Raw genomic sequence first — 25,228 nt, 5'->3', positions numbered from 1 at the left:
CAAGGGCAAGTCAATCCGCTGCAACGAATTTGCCCGTATGATTGTCCAGCACGCGCAGAATACCGTCTGAGATCGCAAAATGTGCGCCGCGAAGAGTTAGCTCACCGCTATCCACTTTCTCAGCCACGTAGGGGAACGTTACAAGATTGGCCAAGCTGACCTTCACTGCCTCCAGTTCCATCGCAAGTTCCGCATCGCGGCCCTCCGTTCCGAGAGTGGCGGCAATCGGTTCGCGAGCCTCGTCGAGCATATCTACCCAATGGGCGACGAATCCGCCTTCGCCAATCTCGTTTCCGTGCAGGTCTTGTGTCAGCGCTGCCTTGCAGCCGCCGCACAAGCCGTGACCCATGACAACGATTTCTCGTACCTTGAGAAACTGGACAGCGAATTCGACTGCAGCTGAAACACCGTGCCGACCAGGTGTCGTCTCGAATGGCGGAACCAGAGCAGCAACATTCCGTACAACGAAAATTTCGCCCGGAGCCACGCCGAGTATCTGCGCCGGATCTACCCGGCTGTCCGAACAGGAAATCACCATCACCTGAGGTGACTGGCCTTCGGCAAGCGCTTTCCAACGCTCCCGCTCTTCCCGCCACTCGGTAGCGCGAAATTTACGATAGCCCTCGATCATCTGCTCGAATGTTTTCATGTGATCGCTGCTGCCCAAATTCGTCGGGCGTGGCAAGACCGACCATACCAATTCGGCAAGGCGATCCAAGGTTGCGGGAAAGGGGGATGAGGCCTAGATGGGCCGCGCAATGAATGACCTCTCCTCTACGCCCAATCCCGCTGATAGCGGAGGCGAACAGCCTCGCAAGCAACGCAAGCCTGACTGGATCCGTGTAAAGGCACCCGTCAGCAAGGGATATCACGAGACGCGCAAGTTGATGCGCGACCTGTCGCTCAACACCGTGTGCGAGGAAGCGGCCTGTCCGAATATCGGCGAATGTTGGGACAAGAAGCATGCCACGGTGATGATACTTGGCGATGTCTGTACGCGTGCCTGTGCTTTCTGCAACGTGAAGACAGGGATGCCGAGGCTGGTCGATCCGATGGAGCCCGAGAACGTCGCCATTGCAGCTGGCCAGATGGGCCTCAATCATATCGTCATAACCAGTGTAGATCGTGACGATTTGCCGGATGGCGGCGCCGACCAGTTCGTGAAGGTTATCAAAGCGCTTCGCCGTGAGACTCCTGGAACGACTATCGAGATTCTTACACCCGATTTCCGCGGCAAGATGCGCACGGCGGTCGAAAAGATCTGCGAAGCAGGCCCAGACGTTTACAACCACAACCTCGAAACGGTGCCGCGCCTTTATCCCACGATCCGGCCCGGAGCGCGCTATTATGCCTCTCTCAGGTTGTTGGAAGAAGTGAAGGCGCATGATCCGCTGATCTTCACCAAGTCGGGGATCATGCTCGGACTGGGCGAACAACGCCTCGAAGTTCATCAGGTCATGGACGATATGCGCAGTGCCGATGTCGATTTCATAACTATGGGGCAGTATCTTCAGCCAACACCAAAACATGCGAATGTCGAGGATTTCGTCACCCCTAAAGCCTTCGCCGCATATGGGTCGATCGCGCGGGCGAAAGGCTTTTTGCAAGTCGCATCGAGCCCGTTGACGAGGTCGAGCTATCATGCGGGCGAGGATTTTGCAGTCATGAAAGCTGCACGTGAAGAGCGGCTGGCGAAGGAGCAGGCAAGGACCAAGGCCTGATGCCTGGAATACGCGAAACGCGCCGTCTTCCCTATAGTCGCGAGCAAATGTTCGACCTCGTTGCCGATGTGGCGAACTATCCCAAATTCCTGCCTTGGGTCGTCGCCACACGGGTGCGTAGCGATAGCGAAACCGAGATGGAGGCCGACATGCTGGTCGGCTTCAAGGCAATCCGTGAGCGTTTCACTTCTCGCGTGATCAAGAACCGTCCCGAGCACATCGAAGTATTTTACGTGGATGGGCCGCTAAAGGACCTCGATAACAACTGGGTTTTCAAGAGTTTACCGGACGGTGGCTGCGAAATAGACTTTTGCGTGGAATTTACCTTCCGTAATGCCGTCTTCGAAGCGTTGGCCGGGCAATATTTCGATCGCGCATTCCGTAAGATGGTCGAGGCATTCGAAAACCGTGCGGACGAACTCTACGGCCGTGAAAACGCGGCGGCCAATCTTTAGGGCAACAGCAGTTCCAGCGCACATATGGTGGCTTCGCTACGAATGTCAGCGCGCGAAGTCGGTTCGAACTTCTTCAGTTCGCCTTCCGGTGCTCCCTCATGGCCTCGCACCACCCGCGCAAACACAACTGTTCCCACAGGTTTGAGCGCTGTTCCGCCGCCAGGACCGGCTACGCCGCTGATTGCCACTGCAACATCCGCATTGCTCGCCGCAAGAGCGCCTTTCGCCATGGCCCAGGCACAGGCGATTGAGACCGCGCCAAAGGTTTCGATGATATCCAGCGGGACGCCGAGCGCTTCCATCTTAGCTTCATTCGAATAAGTAACGAAACCACGATCGAAAATGGAAGATGATCCAGGGATTTCGGTAAGTGCCGCCGAAACCAGCCCCCCGGTACAACTTTCCGCCACCACTATCTTGCGACCAGCCGCTTTATTCTCGTCAACCACGCGTTGGGCGAGCGCTTCGATCTCGTCGGGAAGGAGTTTCTGGAGCGTCATGCGCGTCTCCAATTTATCAATTGCGGATTACGGTGGCGACAGCCTGGGCGGCAATTCCTTCGCCTCGGCCGGTAAATCCTAGTCTTTCGGTTGTGGTCGCCTTTACCGATATCGCGTCCATGTCAACGCCCAGCAGCTCTGCAATTCGATGCCGCATGGCATCCCGGTGCGGGCCGATCTTGGGTGCTTCACAAATGATTGTCAGGTCGATATTGCCTGTACGATAGCCCGATTTTCCAACCAAATCAGCGGCATGAGCAAGAAATTGACTGCTATTTGCTCCTTTCCATTGGGGATCGGAAGGCGGGAAATGACTGCCTATATCGCCTTTGCCAATGGCGCCGAGGAGGGCATCTACAATCGCATGGAGCGCCACATCGGCATCGCTATGGCCAGCAAGCCCCTTGTCGTGATCAATTCTGATGCCGCCCAGCCAGAGATCTTGCCCTGTGACCAGCTTATGCACATCGAATCCGGTACCGATCCGAACCGGAAGTAGGTCGGATAAGAAATCCTCCGCGAATGTGAGTTTATTCAGCCGCTCATCGCCATCGACCAGAGCAATCGAGCCACCTGCAGCGTCAAGGACCTGAGCATCGTCACCTGCCGTCAAACTGCCCGTCCACGCACGGTGGGCCTCGAGAATGTCCTGAAAACGAAAAGCCTGCGGCGTCTGCACCCTACGCAGCTTCTCTCTCGCCGCAGTGCCTGCCATTACGCCATTTTCACCTACGGCGAGGCTGTCGACAACCGGAAGGACCGGGATGGCACCGGGATAATCGTCCAAGGCCTTCAGGAGCGAGTGGATGACATGATCCTGCAGGTTTGGGCGCGCCGCATCATGGATTAACACCCTCTCCGCCGTTTCAAGAGCCTCCAGTCCTCGTGCTACGGATTCCTGACGCGTCTCGCCACCAACAACCGCTTCCCAATTCGAAAGCCCGGAGAGCGCTTTTCTTATCGACTCCTCGCCCCCTTCAGGGATCATCACGATCAACTGATCCGCCCCGGCGTTTAGCAGAGCCTCGACCGAGTGTCGGACCACGGGCTTGCCCCGCCACATAGCGAATTGTTTCGGAAGCGGCAGACCCGCGCGCAGTCCCTTGCCTGCCGCCACCACGATGGCTGCGAAGGAGGGGAAAGGAGGGGGTGCTTCCAGCATAGCTATGCCTCGCGCTAGCGGCTTGAGGTTTTCACCGCAACGCACTATGTGCTGCCCAAAATTTAGGCATTTTGATGAATATAGGCGCGCAAACCTCTCCTCCGGCTCCGCCGAAGCCAATCCACGTCGGCAACGTGTCTATCGACACGCCGGTTATCCTCGCGCCGATGACGGGCGTGACCGATCTCCCGTTTCGGAAACTCGTGCGCAGATACGGTTCGGGACTCAACGTCACGGAGATGATCGCAAGCGAGGCTGCGATCCGCGAAACACGCCAATCGTTACAAAAAGCGGCTTGGGACCCGATCGAGGAACCTGTCTCGATGCAATTGGTCGGTTGCGATCCTCTCAGCATGGCTGAAGCTGCCAAGCTCCAGCAAGGCAATGGTGCAGATATCATCGACATCAATTTCGGTTGCCCGGTGCGCAAGGTCGTAGGGCAGCTCGCAGGTTCAGCCCTGATGCGGGAGGTTGCCCTTGCAACAAAGCTGATGGAAGCGACGGTCAAGGCGGTAGATGTGCCGGTTACCGTCAAGATGCGCATGGGTTGGGATCACGGCGACCTCAATGCGCCTGAATTAGCGCGGATTGCCGAAGACCTTGGCGTGAAGATGGTCACCGTTCATGGACGCACACGCAACCAGATGTACAAAGGCAGCGCCGACTGGGGATTTGTGCGCAAGGTCAAGGACGCTGTTTCCATTCCAGTCATCGTCAACGGCGATATTTGCACCATTGAAGATGCCGCGAATGCACTCGAACAGTCAGGTGCAGACGGCCTGATGATCGGGCGCGGAGCTTACGGCAAGCCTTGGCTGCTGGCACAGGTGATGCATTGGTGGCGCACGGGTGAGAAGCTCGAAACCCCCAGCTTCGATGAGCAGTATGAGGTCGTGATCGAACACTACCGAGAGATGCTCGAACTTTACGGCGAACAGGTCGGAGTCAAGATCGCGCGCAAGCATCTCGGCTGGTACACAAAGGGAATGCACGGTTCCGCCGAGTTCCGCAATCGGGTTAACTTCATTGATAAAGCAGCTGAGGTCGTTGAGGAATTAGAGCGCTTCTACGAACCATTCCTTCGTCGACGGGCTGCATGAACGAGACCCCGGGCGCACCCGATGCCGCTGCACAGATCTCCGGGCTGATATTTGCCGTATTGCTGCTCGATGATAGTAATCATATTGCAGAGGCCAACCCGGCTGCGGAAGAGCTACTAGGGCAGAGCGCTCATAGATTGTTGGGTTCGCGCATCGAGGAAGTTATCAGAATTGACAACGAGCGGGTGCGCGAGAGCCTGCAAAATTGCGGTACGCAGGTCATCGCCCGTGGCATATCCGTTCAGGCGGGGCAGGGTGCTCGACACGTCAATATAACAAGCTCTCCTATGCACGCGCATCCCGGGTGGCGTGTCATAACGCTATCCGAGGCGGGCCAAGAGGGACAGGACGACAATGGAAACGACGAGCGGGTCGAACTGCGTGCACCTGCTGTACTTGCTCATGAAATCAAAAATCCGCTTTCCGCAATCCGCGGAGCTAGTCAATTACTAGCCCGACGTGCATCGGAACGCGACCGACCGCTCGCCACGATGATCGAAGGTGAGGTCGACAGGATCGCTCGACTGATCGATCGGATGCAACAACTTGGTAGCCGCAATCGGATTGAAACCGGTCCTTGCAACCTGCATCAAGCAATCCGTAACGCGATGGCGACCGTTCGTGCAGGACGCGAGGACGGGTGTGAATTGGTCGAGGAATTCGATCCTTCCCTTCCTGCGGTAGAAGCGGACCAAGTGGCGCTTGAACAGGTGTTGATTAACCTCTTGGCGAACGGGTGCGATGCCTGCGCGGGAATGGAAAAGGCGCAGATCGTGATACGCACGCGCTTCGTCAGCGGACTGGTTTTCTCGGCTATCCGATTCGGCAAGGCGACGCGGCTTCCGATCGAAATTACGGTCTCCGACCCCGGACCCGGGCTTCCGCCCGCCTTGCGCGATCATGTGTTCGAGCCATTCGTATCTGGCAAACAAAATGGGCAGGGGCTTGGTCTTGCGCTCGTCCGAAAATTGCTGCGCGACATGGGCGGACGCATCGTCCACGAGCGCGACGAGCGCGCAGGCCTGACCCACTTTCGGATCAACTTGCCCGTCGCAGACAGGAAATCGTCATGAGCCGTAAGGTCCTGCTGGTCGAGGACGACCGTGCCATTGCTACTGTAATCACCGAAGCGCTACGCGATGAGGGATTCGACCTGACAGCATGCACCAGTGTGGCTGAGCGGGACGCACTGCTCGCAAAGGAAAGCTATGATGTTATGCTAACCGACATCATGCTGGAGGATGGTGACGGTCTCGATACCATCGATCGTGTACACAAATGCGCTCCTGATATGCCGATAATTGTTCTGTCCGCCCAGAACACGCTCGATACCGCGATTCGCGCCAGCGATAGCCAAGCGTTCGAATATTTTCCCAAACCTTTCGACCTCGATCAGCTGACTCACGCTGTCCGGCAGGCGGCCGAGCGCATTCCCCGAACCGAAGTTGAAGAGCGCAACGATGTGGGTAGTGAACTCCCATTAATCGGGCGCAGCCGCGCAATGCAGGACGTTTATCGCATGATCACGCGCGTCTTGCGGAACGATCTCACCGTGCTTGTGACCGGAGAGAGCGGCACGGGAAAGGAACTGGTAGCAGAGGCCATTCATCAGTTGGGATCTCGCCGCACAGGCCCATTCGTGGCAGTCAACATGGCTGCAATCCCTCGTGACCTGCTCGAAAGCGAACTTTTCGGGCATGAGCGGGGAGCTTTCACGGGTGCCCAATCTCAATCCATTGGAAAATTCGAGCAAGCGAATGGTGGCACGCTGTTTCTCGACGAGATCGGCGACATGCCCGCCGAAGCACAGACGAGGCTGCTCCGTGCGTTGCAATCGGGCCGGATTCGCCGCGTGGGCGGACGCCAGGAAATTGCAGTCGAAGTGCGCATCGTTGCAGCAACAAACCGCGATCTAGCACCGATGATCGCGAGCGGGCTATTTCGGGAAGACTTGTTCTACCGTTTGAACGTGGTTCCGATCCACTTGCCGCCTCTTCGCGAACGGACAGACGATATCGGCGCCCTTACCCGTCATTTTCTGGCAGAAGCTAGAGACGAAGGACTTTCGCTCCATACCATCAGTGATGATGCGATTTCCCGGTTGTCCGAATGCGAATGGCGCGGCAACGTCAGAGAATTGCGAAATTTCGTCTTTCGGATGGCTCTCATGGCACGCAACGACGTAATCGAAGCGAGCCTTGTTGACGAACTTCTACCCCCAAAAACACTGGCCAATGCTGGCAACACTCAGATCGCTCTCGAAATCGCACTGGCAGAATGGCTGGAACGGGAAAAACCCATAGAGGGGACCGTTTACCAGCAGACGCTGGCTGCTTTCGAAAAACCCCTGATCGAGCACGCGCTTCGGGAGACTCACGGCAATCAACTGCGTGCGGCGCAGTTTTTGGGCATCAATCGCAATACATTGCGCAAGAAGCTCGGCGAGCTGGACATACGGCCGCAGCGCTTCGCACAGCGAACTTGACGCCCAGTTCGTCGTTTTTATGCTTGCAAATCTGCAACAGTAGCGATGTAAGGCCGCCACGATGGCGACGCAGGCCGCTCCTCAGACCCGACGGACCCCACGCTGGTGGCGCAAGTTCGTCGTGACGTCACGCAGAGCGAACTTGATCTCTCTGATAGAAATCGCTGCAGCGGTCACGTTTCTCGGGATGGTAGTTATGACGTGGGCTGCATTCACGTCTGCACCACCAGACGGCCAATTGCTCCCGAGCAGCCAGGTGGCGGTGCTTCTGATCGGCACATTGATTCCGGCTATGGCCCTTTTGGTTCTGGCGGGACGAAGGCTCGCGTTAAGACGTGCGGCGGGCAGCACGGCGCGGCTCCATGTCCGTCTTGTGTTTTTCTTCTCAATGGTCGCCGCCGTGCCCACATTGCTGGTCGCCGCTTTCGCTGCTGTATTATTCCAGTCGGGAGTCGACTTCTGGTTCTCCGACAATTCCCGCGGATTGATGGAAAACGCCAATGCGCTGGCGGAAAGCTATTACGAGGATAACCAGCTGGATCTTGCGCAGGAAACGATTTCGATGGCGATGGACATGCGTGCCAATCTGCAGCGAATTTCCGTTACCGATCCCGATTTCATGCTGGTTTATGAATACCAGGCACAGCCGCGAGATGTAGTCGAAAGTGCAATCCTGCAAGCCATGCCGGACGGCACTGCACGTACGGCAGTATTGTACAATATTTCAGAGAGCAGCGATCCCGTTGCCTTCACCGAGGAAAGCCTCGGCGACCTACGCAGGGGCGAGCAGGTGGCGGTGCGGGGCAGCTCAGAGCGGATCGAGGCCATTGCACCGATCGACAGGGTTGCAGGCATCTATCTTTACACAGCGCGAAATGCGGAAGGGGCGAGCTTTCGTAGCTGGGAACGGGCCCGCACAATCTCAGGTGCGTATGACGAATTGACTTCTCGTGCCCGCGCGCTCCAGCTCCGCTTCAATCTTGCGCTATTCTTCGTAAGCCTTGCCCTTGTAGGCATTGCCGTCTGGTTTGCTCTACGTTTTGCCGATCGACAAGTTGAGCCGCTCACCGACCTTGTCGCCGCTGCGAGGAAAGTCGGCGCGGGCAATTTCGGTATGAGGGTAGAAGGGCGCACAGGCGCGGATGAAATCGGATTGCTGAACCGTGCCTTCAACCGCATGACAGCTCAGCTTGAGCGCCAGACCGACGCGCTTGTTACCGCCAACGCCGAGTTGGAGGATCGTCGTAGCTTTATCGAAGCCGTTCTCGAGTCAGTCAGTGCCGGGGTCATTACTGTTGATGGCCAGCGCCGGGTCTTGCTGATGAATGCGCCGGCGCAAGCTACTCTGCTAGAAGGCGGGCAGGGAGGTAATCAACCAGAAACCCTGGACGAAATGGCACCTCAAATTGCCGCAATGGTTGCTGCGAACCTCGAGCGGGGTGTTGTCAGTCATAGCCGGCAGGGGGAACTGATGACGCTCGCCGTCAAGCTGGTCAAAGAGGGCGATGGTCACGTCATTACCTTCGAAGACATTACGCGCCAACTGCTCGATCAACGTCAGGCTGCCTGGTCCGATGTAGCAAGGCGCATCGCCCACGAAATCAAGAATCCGCTCACACCCATCCAGTTGGCGACCGAGCGCCTCAAACGCCGCTATCGCAAGCAAATAGAACAGGACGGGGAGTTGTTCGATGAATTGACCAGCACGATTGTCCGACAGGTCGGCGACTTGAGAAAAATGGTCGATGAATTTTCCAGTTTCGCGCGTCTTCCCAAACCGGTTTTCCGTCCGGAGGACGCACTGGATTTAATACGACAGTCAATCTTTCTCCAGGAAGTCGCCAATCCTGAAATCAATTATGGCCTGTCCACTACGCTGGAAGGGCCCCTCAAGATCCAGGCGGACCGCCACCAATTAGGGCAGGCCGTTACCAACATTCTCAAGAACGCTGCGGAAGCGATCGAAGCGCGCACTGCCCATGCAGATGCCGACTATCGCGGACAAATCGCGGTGGATGTGAGCGAGGACGAACATACGATCGCGATCGCAATCACCGATAACGGAATTGGACTCCCTCAGGATAGGGAGCGTATTCTCGAGCCGTATGTGACAACGCGTGACAAGGGCACCGGGCTGGGCCTCGCAATCGTCAACAAGATTGTCGAAGAGCACGGCGGAGAGATGAGTTTTTCCTCGGTCGAGGGCGGTGGGACTCGCGTTACCCTTCGTTTTGCGAAGGACCCCCATGGTGTCCCTGCAGCCGACGCCGATGCAACCAACGATGCAAGAACAGGAAGCTGAGTAATGGCATTGGACATTCTCATCGTAGATGATGAACGCGATATCCGCGAACTTGTAGCCGGTGTGTTGAGCGACGAGGGCTATGAGTGTCGGACGGCGGCGGACAGCGCTTCGGCTCTCGATGCCGTGGATGAGAAGCGTCCGAGCCTCGTATTGCTCGACGTGTGGCTGCATGGAAGCCAGATGGATGGCCTGGAAGTGCTCGACGCGATCAAGGCCCGCGAACCCGAACTTCCGGTTATAATCTTCTCCGGTCACGGCAACATCGATACTGCAGTCAGCGCCGTCAGTCGCGGGGCGATGGACTTCATAGAAAAGCCCTTCGAAGCAGAACGCCTGCTCCATCTCGTCGAGCGTGCCACTGAAACGGAGCGGTTGCGGCGCGAGAACACACGCTTACGCGAAGGTTTGGGAGAAGGGGGCGAATTCACAGGCAATTCCGCCGTAATCAACACGGTACGCGCCACGCTCAAACGTGTGGCGCAAACAGGTAGCCGCGTCCTCATCAGCGGGCCTGCCGGCTCCGGAAAGGAAGTCGCCGCGCGCTTGCTTCACAGCTGGTCGGCGAGGGCGGACAAACCGTTTGTCATCGTGAATTCCGCACGCATTACTCCCGAACGCTTCGAGGAAGAGTTGTTCGGCGAGGAAGTGGATGGAAAGCTGGTGCGGCCCGGCTTGCTCGAAACCGCCGATGGCGGCACACTTTACCTCGATGAGGTTGCCGACATGCCCCTCTCAACACAGGCGCGAATACTACGCGTGTTGACCGAACAGAGCTTCGTGAGGGTTGGGGGATCGCGGCAGATCGGCGTAGACGTAAGGGTGGTGTCGTCTACAGCACGTGACCTTGCCGGCGAAATGGAAGCCAAGAACTTCCGGGAAGACCTCTTCTATCGGCTCAATGTCGTGCCGGTCGAGATACCTTCTCTTTCCGAGCGGCGGGACGATATTCCGGCACTCGCCGAATATTTTTTCGCTCGATATGCCGCAGAGCAGGGAATTCGCCCGCCCGCAATCAGCGAAGAAGCGATGGCTGCACTCCAGGCCTATGATTGGCCTGGAAATGTGCGCCAGCTGCGCAATGTGGTCGAACGTACAATTATTCTCACACCCCGCGATCAGCTGGAAACGGTTGAAGCCGAAATGCTTTCCGAAGAGATTTCAGGCGGAAATGCAGCAGGCAATGGTGGTATGGCGGCACTGATGGGCGCGCCTTTGCGCGAAGCGCGCGAGAGTTTCGAGCGGGAATACCTCGCGATCCAGATCCGGAGATTTTCGGGCAATATCTCGAAAACCGCGAGTTTCATCGGAATGGAACGCTCAGCTTTGCATCGCAAACTCAAACTACTTGGGATGGCCCAGCGCAAGGGCGGTGAGCGCAAATAGCACGCCAGCAATTTCGCTCGGAACCCCCAGAAATAATTATTTATTGCGGTCGGGCACCGCAATCGCCACATTGCGTTTCAAATCCGGACTAAACAACCGGTGCCCGGACGCGGTGGGAGCGTCCAGACCGCGGCTTTAGCAATAGCCGCCAACAACAGGAGACACGCAAGATGTCTGGCGAACGTACGCTTTCCGCTCGCCCCAAGCCGAACAAGTCGGCTTCTTCGAATGGCAAGCAACCGAGTTTACAGGACGCATTTCTCAACCTTCTTCGCAAGAACAAGACTCCGGTGACGGTATTTCTTGTGAAAGGCGTGAAACTCCAAGGGATTGTGACGTGGTTCGACAATTTTTCGATTTTACTCAGGAGAGACGGTCAGTCCCAACTGGTTTATAAGCACGCTGTCAGCACCATCATGCCTGGCCAGCCAATAGATGCCGAACAATTCGCAAGTCAGGGCTCAGGTGCCAAACAGCGGCTCCTCCAAGATGTTTTTCTAAGCCGGGTTCGTGAGACAGAGGCACAGGTGACGATGTTTCTCGTCAATGGCGTGATGTTGCAGGGGAAGATCGCCGCCTACGACCTGTTTTCCATGTTGCTCGAGCGGGACGGTTTCGTGCAACTCGCTTACAAGCACGCTGTTTCTACCATTCAACCTGCAACTCCGGTCGATCTGACCGAAGATTGGGACGAGGACGACAACTGAGCTTCGACGACGATCTCCTCGGCGAGGTTTCGCGCGGTGCGCGGGCCCTTGTCATTTGCCCCGATATTCGGGGAAAAAGCTATGACCTCGACGCCGAAAGCCGCCTGCGCGAGGCCGAGGGGCTGGCGCTCGCTATCGGTATCGAGATCGTGGACAGCTTCGTTCTTCCGGTGCGTGAAGTTCGGCCGAACCTCCTGTTTGGGGCAGGACAGGTCGAAAACATCCGGATTGCCTGCGAACAGAACGATGCCGAACTGATTGTTGTCGACGGTGCGCTGAGTCCGATCCAGCAACGTAATCTCGAAGAGAAGCTGTCGCGTAAGGTCATCGACCGCACGGGCCTGATCCTCGAAATCTTTGGCGAGAGGGCAGCGACCGCAGAAGGCCGATTGCAGGTCGAACTGGCGCATCTCGACTACCAACAGAGCCGCCTGGTCCGCAGCTGGACTCACCTTGAACGCCAACGCGGGGGCTTCGGCTTCCTAGGCGGCCCCGGCGAAACACAGATTGAAGCCGACCGCCGAATGATCCGTCAGAGGATGGGCCGTTTACGCAAGGAGCTGGAACAGGTTCGTAAGACTCGGGGCCTCCACCGGGAGAGGCGCGAGCGCGCGCCATGGCCCGTTATCGCCCTGGTCGGTTATACAAACGCTGGAAAGTCCACGCTATTCAACCGGCTGACTGGGGCCGAGGTCATGGCCGAGGATCTACTCTTCGCTACACTCGATCCGACTATGCGGGCCATTTCCTTGCCGGGTGTGGAGAAAGCTATTCTCTCCGATACAGTCGGCTTTATATCCGATCTGCCGACCCAACTCGTTGCGGCTTTCCGAGCGACGCTGGAAGAAGTGACAGCTGCTGACGTGATCTGCCATGTTCGCGACATATCCAACCCCTCTGCAGAAGCCCAAAAAGCGCAGGTCCTGGGCGTCCTTACCGAGCTCGGTGTTATCGGGGATGAGGGCGGGGGGAGTTCGATCCCGATCCTGGAAGTCTGGAACAAGTGGGACCTTCTGGACGAAGATCGAGCCGAGGAACTGAGCTATAACGCAGCCTCCAGCGACGATATTGTGCCAGTATCGGCCATCAGTGGCGAAGGCATCGACGAATTGCTGGAAAAACTGGGGGAGATGCTTACGGTAAAAGCATCGATCCACGAGTTCGAGCTTTCCGCAAGCGACGGGAGGCGTATCGCCTGGCTCCACGCACATGGCGAAGTCTTGGTCGAAGAGGATGCGGGGGAGGGCAAGGCCGGTCCGCAGCGGCGCTTTATCGTCAGGCTCAACCCCAAGGAACTGGGCCAGTTCGAGACCTTATGAAGCGGACTTCTCGCGCCGCTTGACCTCCTGCCAAAGTCTTTCCTGCGCTTCCAAATCCCTATCGGAAAAATCGCCGCCGGATAGATCTTCCATTGCACGGAATCGGCGTTCGAACTTCGCGTTTGCTGCCCTCAATGCAGCCTCGGCATCGACGCCATAAGCTCTCACAAGGTTGACTGCAGCAAAAAGGAAATCGCCAGCCTCCTCTTCGACTTCATCTGCGGAAGCCTCGTCAAGCTCCTTTATTTCTTCAAAAACTTTACTGCGCGGTCCATCAACGTCGGGCCAGTCAAATCCATGACGCGCCGCACGCTTCTGAAGCTTCTGCGCACGCAAGAGTGCTGGCAGTGCCAATGCTACACCATCGAGCGCGCCAGTCGTTCCCGAAGCTTCGCGTTCTGCGGCCTTGAGATCTTCCCACCGGCTTTTCATCATCACACCGGTTTCATTTCCAAAGATGTGAGGGTGACGCGCCTCCATTTTGTCCGCAATGTTGCGTGCGACATCGCTAAAGGAAAAATGTCCGGACTCTTCTGCCATGCGGGCGTGAAAGACGACTTGGAAAAGTAGATCGCCAAGTTCTCCTTCAAGATCGGCCATGTCCGAGCGCTCGATCGCATCGGCCACTTCGTAAGCTTCCTCGATCGTATAAGGCGCAATCGTGGCGAAGTTCTGCGCGGTATCCCACTCACAACCATGATCCGGGTCACGCAGGCGTGCCATAATTTTAAGGAGGCGGTCTAATTGTTCAGACATACGGAACGCTTAGAGAGCGATCCCCGAAGGGGAAAGAGGCTAAAGTTTTTACCTAGGTACGTAGGTGGAGATGGCTCTTTCCCTCTGGCAGAACCCCTTTAGATTGATAATATATATTATGTTAATTATAAGGACTCAACCACTGAGGCTGGAGACAGGAAAATCAGTTACTGTCGCAGACGGCTCAGAATGCCCGCAGACGAAGTAAATCTCCACAATAGTTTTCAGTCATACTGAAGCAAAAAAACCAAAAAAGAATTAGGTATTTGAATTCTTGAAATCATTATTCCATTAGACTAATTTATAAAATCCACTATCTATAATATAGATATGGATATATTTAAATTTAACTGAATCTAATTTGTGTAATTTAAGCAATCTCTACTTCTTGTTGTAGTTAAGCAACACCCGTCCATTCTTTTTCAAAATTGACGACGACGTGGTGGATGCCCCATAGTCTGCCACTTATTAAGATCGAAGAACGAGATTTTTCAAAGAATCTTGTCGTCAATACTAGCCCAGTCATCGGCGGGCTTTTCAAATGATCCGGTTGGGGGATTTCCACTCATGAGAATTTTCGTCAGCGGTGCGTCGGCCAGCGCACTCGCCATCGCCGTCGCAACGCCAGCTGTAGCGCAGCAGACTACCTCGTCTTCAGCCCAGCAACGCCAAGGCGGCGTTCAAACAATCGTCGTGACTGCGCAGAAGCGCAGCGAAGATCTGCAAGACGTACCCGTCTCTGTTGCAGCCATAGGCGCAGAAGATCTCGACGAACTCGCCATCGACACATTCGAGGACTATCTCGATCAGCTTCCCACCGTCACCGCAGGCGGCAGTGGTCCCGGGCAAAGCACGATCTATATTCGCGGGCTCGCATCGACCACGCCGAACCTGACTACCGCCGGCGTGGCGGGTCTCGCCCCCAATGTTGCGCTTTATCTGGACGAGCAGCCACTGTCGCAACCAGGCCGTAATCTCGATGTCTACGCCGCGGATATGGAGCGTATCGAGGTTCTCTCCGGTCCGCAGGGAACACTGTTCGGAGCCAGCTCTCAGGCCGGTGTCGTCCGATTAATCACGGCCAAGCCATCATTGGCAGGTTTCGATGCCAGCATGGACGCAGGTCTTTCCTTCACCAAGGGCGGAGAGGCAAGCTACAAGGCTGAGGCAATGGTCAACGTGCCGGTGGCGAACACGATCGCGCTGCGCGCGGTCGCCTATTACGACCATCAGGGCGGTTATATCGACAATGTCGCAGGTACGCGCGATGCCAGCGAAAGCGCGCGCTTCCGCCCCGAGGGGACTGTCCGCGACAACGGAGTTCCGGTGAACTCTCTGCGGGCGGGCTTTCAGGCAGAAGCAGACCTTTCGGATGTGACGTTCCTCGATGCCGATAATGCCGCCCTCGTCGAAGACGATTTCAACGACACGCAATATATGGGTTTCCGCGGAACCGCTCTTTGGGAAATTACTCCAGACTGGAACCTGACCGTCGCGCATACACGTCAGCAGGTCGATAGCGACGGCGTTTTCTTCGCCGATCCAGAACTCGACGGACTGGACGATCTCGAAATCCAGCGATTCGAGGAAGATACGCTCGAAGATGAATTCTCGAACACCAGCTGGACGATCGAAGGCCGCCTTGCCGCGCTGGATATCGTCTATACCGGCGCCTATACCGACCGTACTACCGAACAGCGGATCGACTATTCCGATTATCTCTTCGTCGGCCAGTATCTGCCTTATTATATCTGTGACGGCAGTGTGACCTATCCGGGTAACGCCGCCCCCAGCGGGACCTGCCAGGAACCAAACCTCAACGTTACCTCGTTCAGCGATACCAAGGTCTTCACCAACGAGTTTCGCTTCAGCACCGATGCCGATGCCCCGATCCGTACCACGGGGGGGCTGTTCTTCTCCGACCTGGAATTGGAGGAGCGCAACGACTTCAATTATCCGGGCAATATCGAGGCGGAGCCCTTTGGACCTTTCGCCCCGAACTTCCCGTTCCCCGGGTTCAACTCCGATCCGGGACCTTTCGCGCCGGAAACCATCTTCCGCAACGACATTCGTCGCACTGACAAGCAGTTCGGTATCTTCGGTGAAACCAGTGTGGACATCGTACCGGATCTGCTGACTATCACCGGCGGCATTCGCTACTACAACGTCAGGGTGGATTTCGAAGGCAGCGCAAATGCCAGCTTCTGTAACAGCGGCGCAGCGGAAGACGCGAATGCATTCGGAACCAATCTTTCCGATCTTTACGACGGAGACGGGCAGTATACCTTCATTGGATCGTGCGACCCCGCTTTACGCCAGACATTCACGCGGGCCGATAGTATGCAGGACATTCAGGCAGCCGGCCTCAGCGCTTCGCAAGCGCAACAGGTATTCAACGCGGTCCGGGCACCTGACGAAGCCAAGGCCGAAGGCGTAATCTACAAAGGTACTTTAACCCTCACTCCGACGCCTGATCTGATGTTCTATGGGACCTATTCTGAAGGTTTCCGCCCTGGGCTGCTGAACCGTCCAGGTGGCGCCACGAATGGCGCAGGCTTTGTGGTTCCCTTCGAACTCGATACGGATGAGGTGAAAAACTACGAACTCGGCTGGAAAACCGAACTCGTCGACGGGCAACTGCGTTTCAACGGCAGTGCGTTCTTTGTCGATATCAGCCGTCTGCAAACAACGATCTTCGACCCTTCGATCACCAACCTGTTCTTCTCGGCCAATGCGGCCGATGCAGAAATCAAGGGAGTTGAGGCAGACTTCACTTTCGCGCCTTATGCCCTTCCCGGCCTGACCCTGACAGGCGCGTTCTCCATCCTCGATACCGAGATCACCGATGTGCTCATCCCTACCAATGACGTCGTCGAAGGTGGGGAATTGGCCTTTGCTCCTTCGTTCCAAGGCAACCTGCGCGCCCGGTATGAATGGTCACTTTCAGGCGATTGGGATGCCTTCGTTCAACCGCAGGTCTCGCATTCGGCATCGAAGTTCACCGATGTAGTCGAGATCAACAAGCTCGAACTCGACAGCTACACGATATTTGATTTCTCGACCGGCATTCAAAGCAGACAGTGGAGCTTCGAGCTGTTTGGTAGCAACATCTTCGACGAACGCGCCCAGATATCGGGCAATTTCGTCAACGACCGCAAGCGTATCGCCACCAACCGTCCTCTGACTGTCGGTCTGCGCGTCGGTTTCGACTACTGATCTAGCGGGAAGCGCAAGTATTTGCGGCGGGAGCGGGCTTTAGCATCGCTTCCGCCACTCTTGCTTGTTAGGAACGTGGACATGATCGCCCGCGACGAGACCTTGAAAGCTGCGCAGGCTGCACTCCAGTCGGGCGATTTCACTCGTGGCTCTCAGTTGGCTGAGAATGTGCTGTCCGAGACGCCCGAGGATGCCGAAGCGTTATACATGGCGGCAGTCGCAGCGCGTTACCTCAAACGGTTCGACGAGGCGCAAGGACATTTGCAGGCACTTCATCAGGCAATGCCGGAATATGGCCGGGCATGGCAGGAAGCCGGTCATCTCGCGCGTTCACGCGGGCAGCGTAACATCGCGATCGCGGCTTATACACGTGCAACCCGCTTCAACCCGTCACTCGAGGCAAGTTGGGTTGCATTGACGGATTTGCTGGAAGAATCCGGTCGGACCGCAGAGGCCGGCGCTGCGCGCGCACAGGCGCAACGGATCGCAACGTTGCCGCGAGAACTGGTCGCCGTTACGAACCACCTGCATGAAAGCCGCCTTCTCCGCGCCGAGGAAATCTGCCGTCAGTTTCTGCGTGCCAATCCAAGCAACGTTGAGGGCATGCGTCTGTTGGCGCAGATTGGCATCAAACTGGGCATACTCGACGATGCCGAATTCCTGCTCGAGAGCGCGACAACGTTCGAACCCGAAAATGTGCAGGTGCGGCTCGACTACATAGATGCACTGCGCCGTCGCCAGAAATACGAAAAAGCAAGGCATGAGGCAGAAGCGCTGTACATGCGCGATCCGGAAAACCCACTCTTTCAGTCACACCTAGCTATCGAGAGCATGCAGACCGGCGATTACGACAGTGCCTTTGAGCTGTTTGACGCGGTGCTGGAAAAAATTCCCGGGGATCCCGCCACTTTGACCAGTCGAGGCCACGCGTTCAAGACTATTGGCAGCCAGGAAGAAGCCGTGGCCAGCTACCGCGCCGCTATAGATGCCAAGCCTGATCATGGCGACGCCTATTATGCGCTTGCCAATCTGAAGACCTACAAATTCCGTGACGACGAGATTGCCGCAATGCGCGAGCAGGTTGCACGGAGCGAACTGAGTTTCACCGACCGTGTCAATCTCTGCTTCGCTCTGGGAAAGGCCTATGAAGATCGCCACGACAACGCGGAATCATTCCGGTTCTACGACGAAGGCAATACTCTCAAGCGTACACAAACCCGCTATAGTGCGGACGCCATGACGAATGAATTGTCGAAGCAAGCGGAATGCTGCACGCACGATTTGTTCGAAAGATACTCAGGCGCTGGCCATTTGTCGCCCGACCCCATCTTCATCGTTGGGTTGCCGCGCGCCGGCTCGACGCTGCTGGAACAGATTCTCTCGAGCCACAGTCAAGTCGATGGCACCCTCGAGCTACCCAATATTCTCGCCCTCGCCCATCGGCTGCGTGGTCGCAAGGCAGGGCAATCGCGCTATCCGCAGGTACTCCATGATCTGACGCGAGAGCAACTTGCGAAGTTCGGTGAGAAGTATATCGAGGACACACGCGTTCATCGGCAGGGCGCACGCTTCTTCATCGACAAGATGCCCAACAATTTTCGGCATATCGGCCTGATCCATTTAATCCTGCCTAATGCAAAGATCATCGATGCGCGCCGGGCACCGATGGACTGCTGTTTTTCCGGCTTCAAGCAGCTCTTTGCCGAAGGGCAGGAGTTTACCTACGGCCTAACCGAGATCGGACGCTATTATTCCGATTACGTCGCGCTGATGGATCACTGGGACCGTGTGCTGCCTGGAAAGGTTCTGCGCGTAAACCATGAGGACGTTCTTGATGATCTAGAAGGCCAAACGCGCCGTATGCTCGAGTATTGCCGTTTGCCTTTCGAAGAAGCCTGCCTCGACTTTCACAAAACAGACCGCGCAGTGCGTACGGCAAGCAGCGAACAGGTGCGACGCCCAATCAACCGCAGCGGACAGGACGCGTGGAAGCCTTATGAGCAATGGCTCGATCCACTCAAGGATGCATTAGGCCCGCTTGCGCCCTGATCCGGCCAATCCCGTCTTGATGGGCGCTGGTCTGCCTTATGGCTGACCGTTCGACTCAATACATTCCCGTAAATGCTCTCACGAGAATATAGGCGACCCCGATTATGGCGACCCAGATCAACGCGATCTTGATCATCCGGTTACTGTTCAAGCCGGAATCGCGCCTCATTCCCCACAAATAAGCGACAACCAAGGCACTCATTAATGCCGCCCAAGCGATCGTTCCTCCGTCCGCGTTCATAGCGACACCTCCATCCCATCGAATCCGACTGCTACGTCCTTCGGGATCTTCCCGCCGATAGTGGCGTAGTCCATGGACTTGTCCAGATGCGTCAGCACTGTACGCTTCGCTTTGCATCGTCTTGCGAGGTCCAGCGCCATATCGAGATGGGCGTGCGTTGGATGAGGTCGCTCGCGCAAACAATCGACCACAAGCAAATCGCAAGATCTGAAGCATTGGATCATTGCGGGAGTGATTTCGCTGAAATCGGTAGCATAAACTATCGACTTTCCATCCGCTTCGAAGCGGAATCCCGTGCTCTTCACAGGACCGTGCGGCATTTCCACGCTATCGAAAGAAAATCCTGCAACCAGCTGAACTTGTGAACATTCCCTGAGTTCGACGATCGTCGGATAACCGAACTGACCTTCGAAAACGTAATCGAACCGCCGCCGCAATCGTTCGCAGGTAACTCGGCTTGCTATACCGGGAAGCGGGTTGGAGCGATCATACCGCATGACGCGCAGGTCATCGATACCATGACAATGGTCGGCATGGTCGTGAGTCCAGAAAACGGCATCTACCTTGGGAATGTTGGTCGCTAGCAATTGCGCGCGCAGATCTGTCGAAGTGTCCACAAGGATTCGCTGGCCTGCACCGTTTTGGACGATGATGGACACGCGGCTGCGGCGGTTCCTGGGTTCCTGCGGATCGCATTCACCCCAATCGTTGCCAACACGCGGCACGCCCGTCGACGTGCCCGAGCCGAGCATTATGAGCTTCACGAAGCGGCCTTGCTGAACAAGCGGTAGAAGTTGCGGGTCGTGTATTCGGCTAATTGGTCCAGCGGTTCGCCACGCAGCTCTGCCAGAAAAGTAGCGGTGTCGCGCACGTAACCGGGTTCGCAAGCCTTCCCACGATGGGGGACCGGAGCAAGGAAAGGACTGTCGGTCTCGACCAATAGCCGGTCTTGCGGGATAGCTTTGGCAACTTCCTGCAAATCCACTGCATTCTTGAAAGTCACTATGCCCGAAAGTGAGATCGAAAGACCGAGATCGAGAACCTTTTCCCCAAAAGAAGCGGAGGCAGTGAAACAGTGGATCAGCGCTGGGAAGCCACCCTTTTTCATCTCGTCCTCGAGGATGACGATCGTATCGTCTTCGGCATCGCGGGTGTGAATGATGACAGGCAGCCCTGTTTCGCGGGCAACTTCGATATGGATGCGGAACAATCGCTGCTGCTCGGCGCGATCGGAATGGTCGTAATAATAGTCGAGCCCGGTTTCGCCGATTCCAACGACCCGCTGATTCCGGGTTGCTTCGAGCAGCTCTTCTCGGGTCAGGTCTGGATGACCGTCGGCGTTGTGGGGATGGATGCCCACACTGGCCCAGACATCGGACTCGGTATTGGCCGTCCCGACGACCTGGTCCCATTCCGCCCGTTTCGTCGAGATATTGAGGAAGGCCCCAACCCCTGCTTCACGAGCTCGCCCAAGCACCTCGGACTGGCTCTCGACCAGTCCTTCGTATTCGAGATGACAGTGACTGTCGACCAGCATCAAGCGGCAGCCTCCGCTTCCGGCAGTTCGAGGCGCGGGAAGGCAGGTGTCGGCTTCTCGATCACGTGTCCGGCTGCGATCAATTCTGCGAACCAGCTTTCATCCGACAAATCGGCATAGGTCCGCTGCCGTGTCGTGACGCCAAGCTGGTCAAGGACTACCGCAGCTTTGGTCGGAGTGACTGGCTGAATAGCGATGGCGAGATCCCGAATCGCGAGGAACAGCGTTTGCAGCACTGCCTTCATCCGCTGAGGATCCGATTTCTTGAGTGCCCAGGGAGCCTGCTCGTCGACGTAGGCATTGCAGGCAAATACCGCCTTCAGCCAGGCTTCGATCCCTACGCTGAAGTTGAGCGCCTCGAATTCGCACGGAAGCACCGCCCCGCACGCATCGCGTACGGTGGCGAGCAGCGCCTTGTCGTCGCCGGTCGGCTCGAACGCCTCGAGCTTGCCATCCATGTTCTTGTGGATCATCGAAAGTGTACGCTGCACAAGGTTGCCGAAGCTGTTGGCCAGTTCGGCATTTACCTTGTTAACAAGCGCTTCTGCCGAATAGCTTCCATCTTTTCCGAAGACAACCTCAGCCATCAGGAAGTAGCGCAGGGAATCAACCCCAAACAGATCGATCAACTCGTTGGGATCGGTGACATTGCCAGCCGACTTTGATTCCTTGACGCCGCGATTGAGCAGGAAGCCGTGGCCGAATACCCGCTGCGGCACCGGGATTCCCGCGCTCATCAGAAAGGCGGGCCAGTAAATCGTGTGGAAGCGCACAATATCCTTGCCGATCAGGTGCAGGCTGGCAGGCCAGTATTTCTGCCACATCTCGCCGCCATCGGGGTAACCTACGCCGGTGATGTAATTGGTCAGAGCGTCGACCCAGACATACATCACGTGATTGTCATGCCCGGGAACCTTTACGCCCCAGTCGAAACTTGTGCGGCTTACTGAGAGGTCCTTTAGGCCGCCTTCGACAAAAGCGATCATCTCGTTACGGCGGCTCGCCGGTTCGAGAAAGCCGGGTTTGTTGAGCAGTTCGAGCAGAGGTTCGGCATATTTCGACAGGCGAAAGAACCACGTCTCTTCCTCGGTCCATTCGACCGGAGTGCCTTGCGGGGAAAGTTTCTGCCCCCCCTCCCCTTCGACGAGTTCCTTCTCGTCGTAATAGGCCTCGTCGCGGACTGAGTACCAGCCTTCATAGCGGTCGAGATAAAGATCGCCCCTGGCTTCCATCGCTCCCCAGATGGCGCGGCTCGCCTTGTGGTGATGCTCATCCGTCGTGCGAATGAACCGATCGTAGCTGATATCGAGCCGGTCGAAGAGATCCCGAAACGCGCCCGACATATCATCGGCCAACTCCCGCGGGGTTTTTCCCAGATCACGCGCCTTCTGCGCCATCTTGAGCCCGTGTTCGTCGGTGCCGGTCTGGAATCGCACATCGCGGCCCATCAGGCGCTGGAAACGCGCGATGACGTCGGCGGCGATAGTTTCGTAGGCATGCCCGATATGCGGCTTGCCATTGGGATAGTGGATCGCGGTGGTGATATAGTAAGGTTCAGCCATTGCCGCGCTCGCTAGCCGCGCCCGCTTGTGCGAGCAAGGTCCCGATTTCCATGCCGAGCAGGCCTGGATCGAAATTGTAGGTCGGTTGCTCTCTTGTCAGACGAACCAGTTCCGTATGCGTATCTATCAATTTGCGGGGATCATCATGAGAGTCGTCGATCCGTTCCGCAAGGATCGCGCGGGCAAGGTCGAGTATGGCCTGGAGACGCGGAATGTCCTGCTTGGCGCCAATTACGCCTGCGAGTTCGCCCCGCAGGGCAAAATCGGGATCCCCATGCGTTGCGATGGCGCGCATCAATTGCGCGGCTTTACCGAGTTGAAGGTCGACAAAGGAAAGCGCCGCTCCCGGAGATCCCGCTGCAGCCGCGATCGCGGCGTCTCGGGTGGCGATGTCCGCGCCGGGAGCAAGTTCGCGTAAAAGTCCATCCATTTCTTCGTGCGCAAGAGCCGGAAAGCGCACCGTGCGACAGCGTGAGCGGATGGTGGGCAGGAGCCGTGCCGGGCTATGCGCGATAAGCATGAAATAGGTCCCCCGAGGTGGTTCCTCGAGACTCTTGAGCAGCGCGTTGGAAGCCGAAACTTCCATATCGTCCGCGGGATCGATGATTACGACTCGCTTCGTTCCCATCGTGGGCCGCGTAGTAAGCCTGCGCTGGATATCGCGCACCTGGTCCACCTTGATGCCGCGCGCCAATTCAAAAGGTTTTCCATCGTCCCGCTTCTTGGCTTCGTCCTTGTTCTTTGCGCCGTAAGTAAGCGTCAGGATGTCCGGGTGCTCACCTTCCCAGTCCGCATCCACGAGCAATCGTGCAGCTGCTCGTGCAAAATTCGCCTTGCCCAGCCCCTTCTTGCCCGCCAGAAGCCATGCGTGATGCATACGATCGCCAGCCATGGCACTCCGCCATGCATCCCAGGCCTTCTCGTGACCAAGTAACATCACGAGGCAGCAGTTTCGAAAAGCGGCGAAATCGCTGCCACCACGCGGGAATGTACTTCCTCGATCGTGCCGCTTCCGTCGATCCGAACGAAGCGTCCCGGCTCCTTTTCGGCGAAAGTTTCAAAAGCCGAGTTTACTGCAGCGTGATAGTAATCATCCCTCCCGCCTATTGCATCTGAAGACCCGCCGTCACGCGCTCGAAGGCGTTTTTCGACCTCGCGCGTGTCAGCGCCGATGAGCAGCGTCAAATCCGGTAGTAGTGCGTCGCTGCCGATCTCGTGCAATTTGCGGATCGTATGATCACCGAGGGAACCCGCAATTCCCTGATAGGCTCGGCTGGAGTCGATGAAGCGGTCGCACACGACCCACTTTTTCTCTTCGATCGCCGGGCGGATCAATCGTGCAACATGATCGGCACGTGCTGCGGCAAAAAGCAGGGCTTCAGCTTGCGGTCCCCAGCCCTCGCCGGGAGGATGCAGCAGCAGATCACGGATCGCCTCAGCGCCCGGTGTCCCGCCGGGTTCGCGGGTCAGCACAACCTCGATGCCGCGCTTCTCGAGATAGTCGCGCAGCAGGTGTGCTTGGGTGGATTTGCCCATGCCCTCCCCTCCTTCGAACGCGATGAATTTACCGCGCATCAGGAAACCCAGCCCAGCAAGCCGTTCAACATCCGGCGTGCGAAACCAGCCTCGTTCACTTCCTCACGGGCGACCAGCGGCACGCGATAATCGGGCATACCGTCGATCGAAACCGCAAGCTCCGCGACTCGCTCACCCTTCCGGATCGGAGCGCGTAGTGGCCCCTCGTAAACGAGCCTCAATGTGACGTCTCGCGACGCGCTTTTCGGCAGATCGACATATACTCCATCCGCCGCAACAAGCTCGACCTCCCTCGTGCTTCCACCCTGGACCTGCGCCGATGCAACGGGTGTATCAGGGGTAAACAGGCGAACCTGCTCGAAATTCGAAAACCCCCATTCGATCAAATCGCGCGATGCACGGGTTCGATCACGCGGGTCAGGGCTTGCTGCAACGACCATGACGAGCCTGCGCCCGTTCCTCGCTGCAGAGCCCAGAAAGCCAAACCCGGCCTGATTGGTGAAACCAGTCTTGATCCCGTCTGCGCCCTCTACCACGCCGCTGATCGGATCGTGGTTTGGTTGGGTGATCCCGTTATAGCTATATTCGCGATGCCCCACGAAATGGCGATATTTCGCCGGGTGGCGCCGGAGCATGGCCGTCGCCAAAGTGGTCAGATCCCGTGCAGTCGTGAATGTACGACCTTCATCCATCCAACCGTTTGCCGTTCCGAAATGGCTATCACGCATGCCGATTTCGCTGGCCTTTGCGTTCATCGCGGAAACCCACTTCTCGATCGAGCCTGCGGCACCGTCCGCAAGGGCAGCGGCACCGTCGTTGGCCGATACAGTGGTAACGCCGTGAACGAGATCATCCACCGTTACCCGTGCATCATGGGGCAGGAACATGGTGGATCCGACGTTATTCCACTTCTTCCAGACTTCCGGCCTGATCGAAAAGCTTTGCTGCGGCGTAATCTTGCCCTCTTCCATCCACTCGAATGCAAGAAAGGTTGTCATGACCTTGGCGATCGATGCGGGCATGAAGCGCCGGTCCGCTTCGCGTTCGAACAGCACCTGGCCGCTGGTCACGTCGAAAAGAAACGCAATCGGCGCTTCCTTCGCATTCGGAGGAGTAGGAAGTGGCTCCTCCTGCGCGGAAACCGGTGCAACGGCGAATGATATCGCAAGACAGAGCGCAGAAAATTTTCGCAAT

21 protein-coding genes are annotated in these 25,228 nt (G+C 56.9%); 11 read left to right on the top strand and 10 right to left on the bottom strand.

Translation table 11 applies throughout. The features are described from left to right. Positions 1-10: 10 nt before the first annotated feature. On the bottom strand, positions 11-649 hold the full coding sequence (locus K3180_RS05980) for a carbonic anhydrase (RefSeq protein ID WP_221538994.1): 639 nt from the start codon (positions 647-649) through the stop codon (positions 11-13). A gap of 109 nt (positions 650-758) precedes the next feature. Between K3180_RS05980 and lipA the strand changes: the two genes are divergently transcribed. Both lipA and K3180_RS05970 read left to right on the top strand, forming a co-directional pair. Continuing rightward, positions 759-1,721, top strand: coding sequence for a lipoyl synthase (lipA, locus tag K3180_RS05975; RefSeq protein WP_221538992.1), 963 nt, complete (start codon positions 759-761; stop codon positions 1,719-1,721). After that, positions 1,721-2,176, top strand: a complete 456-nt coding sequence (locus K3180_RS05970; RefSeq protein ID WP_221538991.1) for a type II toxin-antitoxin system RatA family toxin — start codon at positions 1,721-1,723, stop codon at positions 2,174-2,176. Before lipA ends, K3180_RS05970 begins: the two co-directional genes overlap by 1 nt. Here the strand turns inward: K3180_RS05970 and K3180_RS05965 are convergent. Both K3180_RS05965 and K3180_RS05960 read right to left on the bottom strand, forming a co-directional pair. Then, positions 2,173-2,676, bottom strand: coding sequence for a CinA family protein (locus K3180_RS05965; protein WP_221538989.1), 504 nt, complete (start codon positions 2,674-2,676; stop codon positions 2,173-2,175). The two genes, K3180_RS05970 and K3180_RS05965, sit on opposite strands and share 4 nt — an antisense overlap. Before the next feature lie 16 nt (positions 2,677-2,692). Then, entirely contained in the window at positions 2,693-3,838 is a 1,146-nt protein-coding gene (locus tag K3180_RS05960) for a bifunctional 2-C-methyl-D-erythritol 4-phosphate cytidylyltransferase/2-C-methyl-D-erythritol 2,4-cyclodiphosphate synthase (RefSeq protein WP_221539019.1), read from the bottom strand. 74 nt (positions 3,839-3,912) lie between these two features. Here K3180_RS05960 and dusB point away from each other — a divergent pair, with 74 nt between their 5' ends. The 7 genes from dusB to hflX all read left to right on the top strand — a co-directional run bounded on the left by dusB (position 3,913) and on the right by hflX (position 13,137). Beyond that, positions 3,913-4,938, top strand: a complete 1,026-nt coding sequence (dusB, locus tag K3180_RS05955) for a tRNA dihydrouridine synthase DusB (RefSeq protein ID WP_221538987.1) — start codon at positions 3,913-3,915, stop codon at positions 4,936-4,938. Further along, positions 4,935-6,011 (top strand): two-component system sensor histidine kinase NtrB, encoded by a 1,077-nt coding sequence (locus K3180_RS05950; RefSeq protein ID WP_221538985.1) that lies wholly within the window; start codon positions 4,935-4,937, stop codon positions 6,009-6,011. The genes dusB and K3180_RS05950 overlap by 4 nt, the downstream gene beginning before the upstream one ends. Beyond that, positions 6,008-7,423, top strand: coding sequence for a sigma-54-dependent transcriptional regulator (locus K3180_RS05945; RefSeq protein ID WP_221538983.1), 1,416 nt, complete (start codon positions 6,008-6,010; stop codon positions 7,421-7,423). The genes K3180_RS05950 and K3180_RS05945 overlap by 4 nt, the downstream gene beginning before the upstream one ends. Positions 7,424-7,484: 61 nt before the next feature. Next, positions 7,485-9,725 carry a sensor histidine kinase gene (locus tag K3180_RS05940; RefSeq protein WP_221538981.1) on the top strand — a complete coding sequence of 747 codons (2,241 nt, stop codon included), beginning with the start codon at positions 7,485-7,487 and terminating at the stop codon, positions 9,723-9,725. Positions 9,726-9,728: 3 nt separating this feature from the next. After that, a complete protein-coding gene (gene ntrX / locus K3180_RS05935; protein WP_221538979.1) occupies positions 9,729-11,111 on the top strand; it encodes a nitrogen assimilation response regulator NtrX in 1,383 nt (460 codons plus the stop codon). Positions 11,112-11,281: 170 nt separating this feature from the next. After that, positions 11,282-11,818 (top strand): RNA chaperone Hfq, encoded by a 537-nt coding sequence (gene hfq, locus K3180_RS05930; RefSeq protein WP_221538977.1) that lies wholly within the window; start codon positions 11,282-11,284, stop codon positions 11,816-11,818. Next, entirely contained in the window at positions 11,797-13,137 is a 1,341-nt protein-coding gene (gene hflX, locus K3180_RS05925) for a GTPase HflX (RefSeq protein ID WP_247710349.1), read from the top strand. Before hfq ends, hflX begins: the two co-directional genes overlap by 22 nt. Here hflX and mazG read toward each other — a convergent pair. Then, a complete protein-coding gene (gene mazG, locus K3180_RS05920) occupies positions 13,132-13,893 on the bottom strand; it encodes a nucleoside triphosphate pyrophosphohydrolase (RefSeq protein WP_221538975.1) in 762 nt (253 codons plus the stop codon). The two genes, hflX and mazG, sit on opposite strands and share 6 nt — an antisense overlap. 567 nt (positions 13,894-14,460) lie before the next feature. Between mazG and K3180_RS05915 the strand changes: the two genes are divergently transcribed. Continuing rightward, on the top strand, positions 14,461-17,109 hold the full coding sequence (locus tag K3180_RS05915; RefSeq protein WP_221538973.1) for a TonB-dependent receptor: 2,649 nt from the start codon (positions 14,461-14,463) through the stop codon (positions 17,107-17,109). Positions 17,110-17,190: 81 nt separating this feature from the next. Continuing rightward, positions 17,191-19,158 (top strand): tetratricopeptide repeat-containing sulfotransferase family protein, encoded by a 1,968-nt coding sequence (locus tag K3180_RS05910; protein WP_221538971.1) that lies wholly within the window; start codon positions 17,191-17,193, stop codon positions 19,156-19,158. Between the two features lie 237 nt (positions 19,159-19,395). On the opposite strand, the gene K3180_RS05905 is transcribed toward K3180_RS05910, so the two are convergent. From K3180_RS05905 to K3180_RS05880, 6 genes are read right to left on the bottom strand one after another with little or no spacing between them, the layout of a single operon-like run. Further along, positions 19,396-20,163 carry an MBL fold metallo-hydrolase gene (locus K3180_RS05905; RefSeq protein ID WP_221538969.1) on the bottom strand — a complete coding sequence of 256 codons (768 nt, stop codon included), beginning with the start codon at positions 20,161-20,163 and terminating at the stop codon, positions 19,396-19,398. Next, positions 20,160-20,936 carry a TatD family hydrolase gene (locus K3180_RS05900; protein WP_221538967.1) on the bottom strand — a complete coding sequence of 259 codons (777 nt, stop codon included), beginning with the start codon at positions 20,934-20,936 and terminating at the stop codon, positions 20,160-20,162. Before K3180_RS05900 ends, K3180_RS05905 begins: the two co-directional genes overlap by 4 nt. Then, complete coding sequence (metG, locus tag K3180_RS05895; protein ID WP_247710348.1) at positions 20,936-22,498, bottom strand: methionine--tRNA ligase; 1,563 nt, start codon at positions 22,496-22,498, stop codon at positions 20,936-20,938. Before metG ends, K3180_RS05900 begins: the two co-directional genes overlap by 1 nt. After that, complete coding sequence (locus K3180_RS05890; protein WP_221539017.1) at positions 22,491-23,435, bottom strand: AAA family ATPase; 945 nt, start codon at positions 23,433-23,435, stop codon at positions 22,491-22,493. Before K3180_RS05890 ends, metG begins: the two co-directional genes overlap by 8 nt. Further along, entirely contained in the window at positions 23,435-24,076 is a 642-nt protein-coding gene (tmk, locus tag K3180_RS05885; protein WP_221539015.1) for a dTMP kinase, read from the bottom strand. The genes K3180_RS05890 and tmk overlap by 1 nt, the downstream gene beginning before the upstream one ends. After that, a complete protein-coding gene (locus tag K3180_RS05880; protein WP_247710346.1) occupies positions 24,073-25,227 on the bottom strand; it encodes a D-alanyl-D-alanine carboxypeptidase family protein in 1,155 nt (384 codons plus the stop codon). Before K3180_RS05880 ends, tmk begins: the two co-directional genes overlap by 4 nt. Position 25,228 lies beyond the last annotated feature (1 nt).

Origin of the sequence: Qipengyuania huizhouensis (genome assembly GCF_019711635.1) — a bacterium.
Classification (GTDB): Bacteria; Pseudomonadota; Alphaproteobacteria; order Sphingomonadales; family Sphingomonadaceae; genus Qipengyuania; species Qipengyuania huizhouensis.
Note: the sequence above shows the minus strand (reverse complement) of the source record. Positions and strands in the feature narration are given on the sequence as shown.